General features: G+C 67.1%; 13 protein-coding genes. 3 read left to right on the forward strand and 10 right to left on the reverse strand.

The features are described from left to right. On the reverse strand, nt 1–620 hold a 620-nt coding region (locus KBY78_RS12495), incomplete at its 3' end, for a rhomboid family intramembrane serine protease (protein ID WP_261350200.1). Nucleotides 621–707: 87 nt separating this feature from the next. Between KBY78_RS12495 and KBY78_RS12500 the strand changes: the two genes are divergently transcribed. Further along, entirely contained in the window at nt 708–1,124 is a 417-nt protein-coding gene (locus KBY78_RS12500) for a DUF427 domain-containing protein (protein ID WP_255143856.1), read from the forward strand. Nucleotides 1,125–1,156: 32 nt separating this feature from the next. Here the strand turns inward: KBY78_RS12500 and KBY78_RS12505 are convergent, their stop codons facing one another. Both KBY78_RS12505 and KBY78_RS12510 read right to left on the reverse strand, forming a co-directional pair. Next, a complete protein-coding gene (locus tag KBY78_RS12505) occupies nt 1,157–1,342 on the reverse strand; it encodes a hypothetical protein (RefSeq protein ID WP_232201811.1) in 186 nt (61 codons plus the stop codon). A 105-nt stretch (nt 1,343–1,447) separates the two neighbouring features. Beyond that, nucleotides 1,448–2,518 carry a fatty acid desaturase gene (locus KBY78_RS12510; protein WP_255143864.1) on the reverse strand — a complete coding sequence of 357 codons (1,071 nt, stop codon included), beginning with the start codon at nt 2,516–2,518 and terminating at the stop codon, nt 1,448–1,450. Nucleotides 2,519–2,724: 206 nt separating this feature from the next. Between KBY78_RS12510 and KBY78_RS12515 the strand changes: the two genes are divergently transcribed. Together KBY78_RS12515 and KBY78_RS12520 are read left to right on the forward strand one after the other, a co-directional pair. Next, the gene (locus KBY78_RS12515; protein ID WP_255143857.1) at nt 2,725–3,768 is read left to right on the forward strand and encodes an AI-2E family transporter; all 1,044 of its coding nucleotides are present in this window, start codon (nt 2,725–2,727) and stop codon (nt 3,766–3,768) included. 44 nt (nt 3,769–3,812) lie between these two features. Further along, a complete protein-coding gene (locus KBY78_RS12520) occupies nt 3,813–4,421 on the forward strand; it encodes a DUF3598 family protein (RefSeq protein WP_255143858.1) in 609 nt (202 codons plus the stop codon). Here KBY78_RS12520 and KBY78_RS12525 read toward each other — a convergent pair. The 7 genes from KBY78_RS12525 to KBY78_RS12555 form a co-directional block, all read right to left on the reverse strand. Next, nucleotides 4,412–4,900 (reverse strand): hemagglutinin, encoded by a 489-nt coding sequence (locus KBY78_RS12525; protein WP_255143859.1) that lies wholly within the window; start codon nt 4,898–4,900, stop codon nt 4,412–4,414. The genes KBY78_RS12520 and KBY78_RS12525 overlap by 10 nt on opposite strands. Nucleotides 4,901–4,904: 4 nt before the next feature. Further along, the gene (locus KBY78_RS12530) at nt 4,905–5,183 is read right to left on the reverse strand and encodes a DUF427 domain-containing protein (RefSeq protein WP_006171836.1); all 279 of its coding nucleotides are present in this window, start codon (nt 5,181–5,183) and stop codon (nt 4,905–4,907) included. Nucleotides 5,184–5,345: 162 nt separating this feature from the next. Then, nucleotides 5,346–5,627, reverse strand: coding sequence for a hypothetical protein (locus KBY78_RS12535; RefSeq protein WP_255143860.1), 282 nt, complete (start codon nt 5,625–5,627; stop codon nt 5,346–5,348). A gap of 105 nt (nt 5,628–5,732) precedes the next feature. Further along, nucleotides 5,733–7,253, reverse strand: coding sequence for a peptide ligase PGM1-related protein (locus KBY78_RS12540; protein ID WP_255143861.1), 1,521 nt, complete (start codon nt 7,251–7,253; stop codon nt 5,733–5,735). 7 nt (nt 7,254–7,260) lie between these two features. Further along, nucleotides 7,261–8,295 (reverse strand): mechanosensitive ion channel family protein, encoded by a 1,035-nt coding sequence (locus KBY78_RS12545; RefSeq protein WP_255143862.1) that lies wholly within the window; start codon nt 8,293–8,295, stop codon nt 7,261–7,263. A gap of 32 nt (nt 8,296–8,327) precedes the next feature. After that, nucleotides 8,328–9,392: a bifunctional diaminohydroxyphosphoribosylaminopyrimidine deaminase/5-amino-6-(5-phosphoribosylamino)uracil reductase RibD gene (gene ribD / locus KBY78_RS12550; RefSeq protein WP_255143865.1), complete on the reverse strand. Its 1,065-nt coding sequence runs from the start codon at nt 9,390–9,392 to the stop codon at nt 8,328–8,330. Nucleotides 9,393–9,418: 26 nt separating this feature from the next. Then, nucleotides 9,419–9,928: a DUF3122 domain-containing protein gene (locus tag KBY78_RS12555; protein ID WP_255143863.1), complete on the reverse strand. Its 510-nt coding sequence runs from the start codon at nt 9,926–9,928 to the stop codon at nt 9,419–9,421. Nucleotides 9,929–10,045 lie beyond the last annotated feature (117 nt).

Genomic DNA, 10,045 nt, shown 5'->3' on the forward strand with positions numbered 1-10,045 from the left:
GAGCTCCTGGTCATTCCCGCCAGTTCTCTATAGACGGCCAGTGCGGCGAGCACCCCGCCCGCGAAGCCGCTCACATGACCGATCCAGCTCACACCCGCTGGAGTGAAGAAGGGCAGCAGGCCGGGCAGGAAACCGCCATAGCTCACCAGGCTGAACAGCGAGAGCAGCAGGGGCAGCGGTCGCCGCTCCAGGAAGCCGATCACGATCAGGTAGCCCACCAGAGCGAAGACCACGCCTGAGAGCCCATGGCTGCCGTTGCTGGAGAACAGCCAGACCGGGATCGCCATCACGTACACCCCCACCCACACGGCCAGGTAGTCATGCCAGCTCTTGAGCAGCACCAGCCAGGAGAGCGGCAGAAACCAGAGGCTGTTGCCGAGCAGGTGGCCCAGGTCGGCGTGGCTGAACGGGGCGGTGAGCACCCCGAGGAATGAGCCCCCCGGCAGCATCGGCAGATTCCAGTTCCCAGCGAAGACGATCTGATCGACCAGCTCCTGACCCCAGGCCACGGAGAGAATCAGCAGGGGAATCACGGCGGTGCCGCCGAGCCGGCTCAGGAGGCGATCCAGGCCACGGCGCTGCCGAACGGGTGAGGGGTTGGCCATGCTGACCATTGTCATGGTCAGGGCCAGCGAATGGGGATCCACCGGCCGTCAAGAGACCGCCAGCCGGAGCGGGTCTGTGACTATCCGCGACCCCCGGCGCTGGTGCCCTCTGAGGCCTGGATTCAGGTGCGGGCCCTGGGGGAGCTGCTGGCGGACACCCGTCGCTCCCTGATGGTTCTCGAAACCTTTCATCCGCCCACCCCCTACCTGCCCCCGGAGGATCTGCGCCTGGAGCTGCTGCATCCCGCCGCCGGGCGCAGCTTCTGTGAATGGAAGGGACTGGCCCGGTACTACGACGTGGTGGTGGGAGAGCGTCGCCTCGAGCGGGCTGTGTGGTCGTACCCCCAACCCACGGCCGCTTTTGCCGCCATCGCCGGCTGGTTCGCTGTCTATCCGGCCCTGATGGACGGCTGCTGGCTGGACGGGGAAGTGGTGATTCCCCAGCCCGGCGGCTTCTACGGCGGCTGGATCACCTCACAGGTGCCAGGCCCTTTCAAAGGGGATCCTGCCCAGCCCTAGTTGATCTCAGCCGGACCGCAATCAGCTGAAGCTCAGGCTGCGGCTGCTGGCGGCACACGGCAGCCGATCTGGATGCGCCCTGAGTCGAGCAGGCGGCCCAGCTTCAGAGCTGTGGCCTCCTCCTGACGGTTGAAGGCCTTCTGCTGGGCGGTGACCCAGTTGATCTCCTCCACCGTGATCACACCGGTGCTGAGGCTTTCGAGGAACAGTTCACCCATGCCCATGACGGGTCCAGCGAATTCGTTCTCTCGAACTTATGTCTGGGGTCGGCTTGAGCCCAGGGATGCCACAGCTTTTTTAAGGGCTGCTCGGTGATCAGCCACTCAGGCCGAGCCCCAGGGGATGGGCGAGAGGGTTTCGCTCTCCCGGTTCCAGAGCACGTACTTGAAGCAGCGCGGGATGTCGGCGATGGTCAGGCGCGTGGCCCCGGTCAGCAGGGCGGCATTGCGCTCCTGGCAGGCCCGCAGGTGGTAGTTGGGGATGCGCTCGCAGAGGTGATGGATGTTGTGGCAGCCGATGTCGGCGGTGAACCAGTTGAGGACCGCGGGGAGCACCAGCAGGCTGGTGCCGGCGATCGCGCCCTCAAGCGGGTCCCACCCTTCGCTGCGATGGGCGTAGGAGCCCTCGAAGTTGTGCTGCACGAAGAAGATGCAGATGAACAGCGCTGCCGAAGCGGCCATCACCAGCGAGTAAAGGCTCCAGAACAGGCCGGCGCCGATCCAGTGGCAGAGCAGCACCCAGCTGGCGATCACGCAGATGTTGTTGAGCAGCAGATCGATGAATTCGGCGCCGCTGTACCAGTGGCGTGATTGAAACGACCTCACCAGCTCGGGCCATGGGGTGCGCCAGTCGGCACGGAGCCGCGTGATGGCATGGCCCAGAAACTGGACTGATCCGAGCAACAGAGCCAGCCTGGGCTTGATCACCAGATAGAAGAAGCCGCCCGGAAAAAGCATCAGCGGGTGGCGCAGCAACCGGTACACCCACTGACCGCGGGGGCTGAGCTGCTCGTACTGCTCCAGGCTGATCAGGGCCGAGGGGCCCCGGTAGAGGTCCCAGTTGCCGTTGTGCTTGTGGTGGTAGGCATGACCCTGCGACCAGGGGTACTGGGGAATGGCATTGATCACGCCCAGCAGAAAGCCCACCGCCCGGTTCAGCCGTTTCGAGCTGAAGAGGGAGGAGTGGCCGCAGTCGTGCATCAGCGAGAAGCAACGACCCGAGAGCAGCACCAGCACCACCAACAGGGGCGGAGTGAGCCAGAGCGACTGACGAGCGACGACCACCGTGGCTGCCCACAGCAACAGGTAGGCCCCGACCGTGCTCAGGATCTGCCAGGAGGCGAGGCGATCGTCGCTGGCCATGAAGGGCCTGAGAACGAAATCGCCATAGCGCATGTCGCCCACGGACGGGTTGGAGCGGGGCTCCGGGGAAGGAGTCTCGAGCAGAGCGGAGGCGTGCAGAAACTCTGTCCCATTGATCGTTGAGCCTAGGCAGAGGGCTTGAGTTCCATGGGCCACCGTCTTAAGTCAATCCGCTCTTTTTCGGCCGGGTTCCACTCCCTTCAGCGAATCTTGTGGGCCGCCGGCTCTACTCGAACTCCATGAACGACCCGAACGGCCCGGCCTGGCTGCGGCTGAGCCACTCCGCCCTGCTGCGCTTCCTGTTGCTGCTGGCCTGCGGCTGGGCGGTAGTGCAGCTGATCGACTACTTCCGAGCGGTGCTCACCGTGTTCATCGCGGCGGCGGTGCTGGCGGTGCTGCTTGATTATCCGGTGCGGCGGCTGGTGCGCCTGGGTTGCGGACGGGGCCTGGCGATCCTGATCACCGTGCTGGCCGGCCTGGCTGTGGCCAGCCTGTTCGCGGCGGTGCTCGGGTTCCAGTTGATCAACCAGGGCAGCAGCCTGCTCAATGACCTGGTGCTGGGATTGCAGCGTCCGGATCTGCCCTTTCACAGCTATCTGAACACGATCGAGCTCTCGAAGGTGCTTGAGCTGCTGCGCGCCAGCCTCGGCACCGGCCTCGGGGTGATCGGCGGTGCCTTCACCAACGTCTTCGGTGGGGTGTTTCTGCTGGTGATCGTGGTGTACATGCTGGTCGACAACGGGGCCACCTGGAGCCAGGCCCTGCGCCTGCTGCCTGAAGACGTGCGTGGCCGCTTCGACCGCAGCGTCCAGAAGAACGTGCTGGGTTTCCTGCGCGGTCAGATCACGCTGATGATCTTCCTCAGCCTCGCCAGCTTCCTGGTGTTCGCCCTGCTGGGGGTGAAGTTCTCCCTGGTGCTGGCGATCGTGGTGGGTGTGCTGGATGCCATTCCCGGCATCGGTGCCACCCTCGGCGTGATCGTGGCCTCCGGCCTGGTGTTCCTGACCCAGGGCCAGTGGCTGGCCCTGCAGGTGGTGATCGCTTCGGTGGTGCTGCAGCAGATCCAGGACAACCTGATCCATCCGCGGGTGATGGGCCGCGCCCTTGAGATCCGGCCGGTGGTGCTGTTCTTTGCCCTGTTCGTGGGCGAGCGTCTGGCGGGCCTGCTGGGGGTGTTTCTGGCCATTCCCGTGACCGGCATGATCCTGGGCTGGGGCAAGGAGAGCGAGGAGGCCGACCCGCTGCTGGAGGCGGATTCCACCCAGCCACCAGCCGCGCCGTAGTTCTGGGGCTGCCAGCATTCGAGCCCTCCTCTTTCAGCCCGCCCGTGTCCAGCCTCGATCGCCGCTCCACTCTGCTGGGGCGCAATGCAGGCCACTGGGAAGGAACCTTCATTCGCCTCGATGATCAGGGCCTGGAGAGTGAGCGTTTTGGCACACGTCTGCATGTGCACGAGACCGATGGCCAGATCGAAGCGGCCCTCACCTACCTGAACACCGGCAAGGTGGCCACGATGCGCTTTGCCGAACCGCCGGCCTTGATGGCGATCAGCCCCGATGGGCACTGGAGCCTCGGGCCCGACAAGACCGGCCCCTGGCCAGCGGTGATGGAGCTTTGCCTGGTGGACGGCGATCGCCGCCGGCGGGTGGTGGTGCGCCACGGCGCCGAGCGGCTCGAAAGCGTGGTGGTTGTGGTGGAAGCGCGCCCCGGGGTGGTGGATCCGGCCCCGGCGCCGCTCCTGCGGGCCGCGGTTCTGCCGGTCGGCGATGGTTCAGGCAGCGGCTGCTGGAAGCTCACCGACGACCTCACTCTCACCACCGCCCTGGAGCGCCGCTTTGGCGATCCCCTGGTGGTGAGGCTCTGCTGGCGGCCCGAGCCGGGTCGGGAGCTGGTGCTGGAGCGTGCCTACGGCGCCAACGGCCTGCCTCAGCCCTGATCTCGGCAGAGGCGACCACCACGCCAGCACCACACCCAGGGGGGAACGGTCAGCAGCTGGCGTAGATCGTCGCGCTCGCGCAGGCTCACCGGCTGGAATTCGCTGATCACGTTGAACCCCTTGGTGCGCTCCGGCTGGTTGAGCACCAGGCTGCCCTCCGGCCCTGACACCGAGCGGTGGTAGGTGTCGATCGGCAGCTCCAGCGCCCCCATCGCCCGCTCCAGGTGCACCACATGGTGGGGATGGTCCCAGCTCGGGTTGAGCACGGTGAAGGTGCGGCTGCCCAGCACCACCAGGTTGTGATCGACCTGGTGGTGGTGCACGTAGAACTGCAGGAACTCCCCGTCGTCGGGCGGCGAGAAGGCTGGGCCATGGTGCAGCACCACATCACTGGCGTTGCTGCCGGCCACGCTGGTGTCGTAGAAGGTGACGGCCGGTGTTTCCCGGAAGATGTGAATCGGAGTGAAGGTGAGTGTCATCGCCTCAGCTCACGCGCACGCCCTTCCAGAAGGCCACTCGACCCTTGATCTCACTGGCGGCCTGCTTGGGCTCGGGATAGAACCAGGCGGCGTTGGCGTTCACCTGATCCCCCACCACCACGTCGTAGTAGTGGGCTTCGCCCTTCCAGCCACAGACGCTGCGGTGCGACGACGGCCGCAGGTGCTCGCTCACCAGTGCCTCGGGGGGGAAGTAGGCGTTGCCTTCCAGCTTGACGATGTCGTCACTGGTGGCGATCAGGGCGTCGTTCCAGCGGGCTTCCATGGCGGTGGGGTCAAGGTTCTTCATCCTGAAGCCCAGGGGGGCCGGTTGTGGTGCTCGGCTGGCCGATGTCATCAGGCCTATCGAGATCCGTCATGGGATGGCGATGGGGTGCCGGCAGTGATTCTTGGACGCCAGCCTCGTGAGAGACATGGCCCACCAGTGCTATGGAGTGAACTCGATCAACATCCGCATTGTTTCGATCTTCAGGCCATCGTCCTTCATTGCTTTCTGGCCTTCGGCAGATTGGAGCAGATCCATGAACCTGGCCATGTCGGGAATGTCGGCCATGATCCCAGTGGCATTCGGATTGTTGGGGTCACGGAAGGTTCGGCAGGTGACCCCTATGGATGCGAACATTTCGTGACGACTTCCAGGACCTTTCTTCCAGGCTTGAGCCCACGTGGTGCCAGCTTCAACGTTGTGAAAAATGATGGCTGTCGTCATGGCTGAAGCCTCAGGCTTGATGTTGATGTTTGGCGAGCTATAAGGTAAGTCGCAGCTCTTCGAGCCAGGGAGAGTATGGCCGGGAATGGAAACTCCTGTCGGTCCTCATCCCCGTAAGGCCTCGGCTCCCGCGATCAGCCGCTCGGTGGTGGCCGCATAGATCGATTCAGCTTCTTCGGGGCTGCGGCCGATGCAGGTCATGCCGAGCTTGCCGAATTCCGAGAGGCAGCCCAGCAGGTGGAAGATGCTGCCGCGCAGTTCGGCTGGATCGAAGTGCAGACCGGCGGCGGCCACGATGTCGATCAGATCCACCGGCAGCAGGCCACGCAGCCTGGGGTCGCAGAGGTTGTCGGTGGCGGCGTAATAGAGCGGCTGGCCGGTGGGGGAGCGGAACAGGCCGCTGGCCGCATCGATACGGCCATTGGTGGCATACCGCAGGGCCATGTAGGGGTGGGTGGTGCCGCCCTTGCGCAGGTTCACCTCGATCGCCTGAAGATCCCAGCGGTCCCCGAAGCGGCGCGCCACGAAATCCACCGCATAGCGCTCCAGGGCACCCTCCGCCGCCAGCGCCTGGCCCACCGCCAGCCCGTGACGCATCAGCTCGGCGCGGTAGTGCTCCTCGGCGGGGAAGCGGCAGCCCAGGTAGGTCTGACCGCTCACCCCGCCCAGCACCTGCTCGTGGGTGGAGAGCACCTCCACCGCCCCGCCCGGGTGGATCATCCCCTGCACGCTCGGTGAGGCCAGCTCATCCCCCCCCTGCAGCCAGGCCTCCACCAGCGCTCCCTGCTCCTGCAACAACTGGCGCCACTGGGGCGGTGGCATCGCCAGGGTCTCGAGGGCCTCCCGCAGACGGATCCTGCGCTCGCGGCCGCTCAGCCCCGCCAGCTGCAGGGGCTCCAGCTCCAGGGGGGCGTTGCCTTCACCGCTGAAGCCCTGGTCCAGCTTCACCACCACCCGGCTCAGCTCGGGGTGGGCTTCCCACAGCTCGGCCGTGGCGCCAGCGAGGGCGTCGAGGTCGAAGGACAGGGGGCTGCCGGGCGGATGGGGCACGGCGCAGCGGCGAAACAGCTCGCGGCTGCCGGCCTTGCCGCCCCAGTGGCTCAGGGCCGGATCGGTGCCCAGCAGCGGCACCTGCAGCCGCTCCGACAGCTGCTTCTCCTGCTCGGTCACGTTGAAGCAGGTCATGAAGCTGCGCCCCGGCCGCAGCCGCTCGCGGATGCGCTCCAGCAGCGCCGGCCGCTCCAGCAGCTTCTCGGTGAGGGAGCGGGCGGAGGCGTCGTCGGTGTCGAACAGGTGCAGACGCCGGCGGGCGTGGGAGGCGGGCACCCCCGGCAGCAGCTCCAGCACCGCATCCACCACCAGTTCCGGCAGCAGCTTGCTGGTGAGGTACACCGCCCGCACACCGGGATCGCGCAGTCGGATCAGTGAGAACAGCTGGCGTTCCTCGTAGTGGTGGGCCCCGGTCACCAGCGCGATCTGGTGGTGATCAAGGCTGAGTGAGGGCACCACCAGCAGATCCCAGCCCTCGCCGTTGCCCTCGCGCCCATGGTTCTGGTCGCTGCTGGGGTGGAACTCGCCCCATTCCGGCCGCAGCTGGCGTTGGAGTTCGGCGAAACTGAGGGTCATGGCGGGATCAGCCCCTGATCAGGGTGCGAGTGGGGAAGGGCATTCCCGCCTGATGCTTGTCCACCACCTCACCGATACGCAGCAACAGCTCCTGCTGCAGATCCCAGGCCGCCTGGATGTCGCCACTGGCCACGTAGCAGAGCAGCCGCAGGTTCAGGCTCGAATCCCCGTAACCCACGAAATGAACCGCCGGTGCCTTCTGATGATCGATCCTCGTATTCGACTCCAGCTGCTCCCGCAGCTCGGCGATGATCGTCTCGATCGCGGCCCGGTCGTCGTAGCGGAGGCCGAAGTCGATCCAGACCCGCCGGCTGTCAATCCGGGCGATGTTGATGATCGGCTTGATGGTGAAGATCGAATTGGGAATGAAGATCGGCTGCCGCTCCGGATCACGCAGCTCGGTGTAGAACCAGCTGATCGTCTGAACGGTGCCATTCAGATCTTCCGAGGGAATCCGGATGAAATCCCCCACCACGAAGGGCCGGTTGATGTAGAGGCTGATGCCACTTAATCCATTTTCCACGATCGTGCGAGCGCCAAAACCCAGGGCCGCGGCACCGAAGCCCCCGGCGGTGGCCAGCAAGGCGGTGGGGGTGCCCAGCAGCCGCAGCAACTTCAGGCCGATGATCACCACCACCAGCATCGTGAACAGCTTGTCGCTGATATCGAAGAGGAACAGCCGGTCGCGCTGGGGGAGACTCGGGAACACCTGCTGCGAGTAGGTGTCGGCCTGGCTCCAGATCTCGCTCTTCCAGCGCAGCAGCGTCCAGATCAGACCGAAAAAGATCAGCTCATCGCGCACTTCGGCGCCGCCCCGGGGCAGTGGCAGCAGCTCGGGGCCCAGCAGCGTCAGCAGCCACCAGGCGCTGGTGCTCACCAGGATCGTGAGCGCCAGGCTCAACCGGCTGCGCAGCACCAGGGCGCGGCCCAGCGATCCATTGGGAAGCCTCCGGCCCAGCAGCTGCAGGGCCAACCACACGCCCGCCGCCAGCAGGATCCCCAGCAGGGGGATCGGCAGGCGCAGCTGGAGCTGGTTGATCATGCCGAGAATCTAAGGAGGGTGTCCTGGCACCTTCAGCTCTCCGGCCCGTTCAGCTCCCAGATCAGATCGTCGCCCGAGCGGCTCAGACCCTGCTCCCGCCAGGGGAGTGCCATGGCCATCGAGTTCAGCTGCAGGTCCCCCAGGGGCGTGCGGGCGGCGGTGCCCCCCAGCAGCTTCGGCGCCATCACCGCCGCCACCCGCTGCACACAGCCCTGGCGCAGGGCCGCCGCCGCCAGGCTGGGGCCGCACTCCCACAGCACCTGGTTGCAGCCCCGCTGGGCCAGGACCTCCATCAGCTGCAGCGGTTCGCAGCCGGACAGCTCCAGCCGCTCCACCCCGAGCGCATCCAGCTGGAGCCGATCGGGCTCCGGCGCCTCCGGCCCATGGGCCACCAGGGTCGGGGCTGTGCTCTGGTCCCAGAGCTGGGCCTGCTCAGGCAGCCCCAGCTCGCGGCTGATCACCACCCGCAGCGGCTCGATCGCCCGCCGGCCGCGGCTGGTGAGCAGGGGGTCATCGGTGCGCAGGGTGCCACCCCCCACGATCACCGCATCGCAGCGGGCCCGCAGCCGGTGCACCCACTCCCTTGACGCTGGTCCGCTGATCCACTGGCTGGCTCCGTTGGGCAGGGCTGTGCGCCCGTCCACGCTCATCGCCCATTTCAGAATCCCCAGTGGCCGGCCGCTGCGCAGCCGGTGACAGAAGGCGGCATTCAGGTTCCGGGCCTCGCTCTGGCGCACCCCCACCAACACCTCCGCCCCGGCCTGGCGCAGTGCCTCGATGCCCTGGCCCGCCACCCGCGGATCGGGGTCCTCCATCGCCACGATCACCCGCCGGATTCCTGCGGCGATCACGGCCTCGCTGCAGGGGGGCGTGCGGCCGTGGTGGCAGCAGGGCTCCAGGGTCACCACCAACGTGCCCCCCCGGGCCCGCTCTCCCGCCTGGGCCAGGGCCCCCACCTCAGCGTGGGGCCTGCCAGCGGCGGCGTGAAAGCCCTCCCCCACCAGCAGGCCGTTGGCGTCGAGCACCAGCGCGCCCACCAGGGGGTTGGGGCTGGTGCGGCCCTGCGCCAGGGCGGCCAGACCGAGGGCCCGCTCCATCCAGGCGCTCCAGGGGCGCCCCCTGCTCAAGCCTGAGCTCCGCCCAGGCTGCGCCACTCGGCCACCACGAAGGGTGGCACCGGCAACTCCGTGAACACACCCGGCAGCCGCAAGCGCAGCGGCCGGTCCTGGCTCAGTTCCGCCAGCAAGGGGCTCAGATCGAATTCGGCGGCGGCGGAGCGGCCGTCGTTGCCCAGCGCTGGACTCTCCAGGGTCACATCGCTCAGTTGCCATTGGAATGGACCCGAGCGCACCTGCAGGGGGGTGGGGTGATCAAGGCGCACCTTGCCGGGGTAGCCCACCACCCGCAGACGCAGGGGCGCTCCGGACGCACCGTCGCTGAAGGCCACCAGCTGCCAGGCCTGGTCATCGAGGTCGCGCAGGCTCACCAGGCTGCGCAGCACCGGGCTGCCGGTTTCGCTGGGGCGCTCGTGCAGCTGCGCCAGCACTGGGCTGGTGGGCGAGGCCAGCAGGCAGCCCAGCACCAGCCCCAGGGCCAGGAGCAGCCGGCCGGCGCGGCGGATCAGCCGCCTCATGGTTCGCGCTCAGCGCCGGGGATCGGCTGCCAGTCTGTGTGGGTGGCCCAGAGGGCCCAGATCGCCATCGCCCGCAGGTAGTGGCAGGCCCGGGACGTGCCCACCGCCGGGGTCGCC

It is taken from the genome of Synechococcus sp. EJ6-Ellesmere (assembly GCF_024345875.1).
GTDB lineage: Bacteria > Cyanobacteriota > Cyanobacteriia > PCC-6307 > Cyanobiaceae > Regnicoccus_A > Regnicoccus_A antarcticus.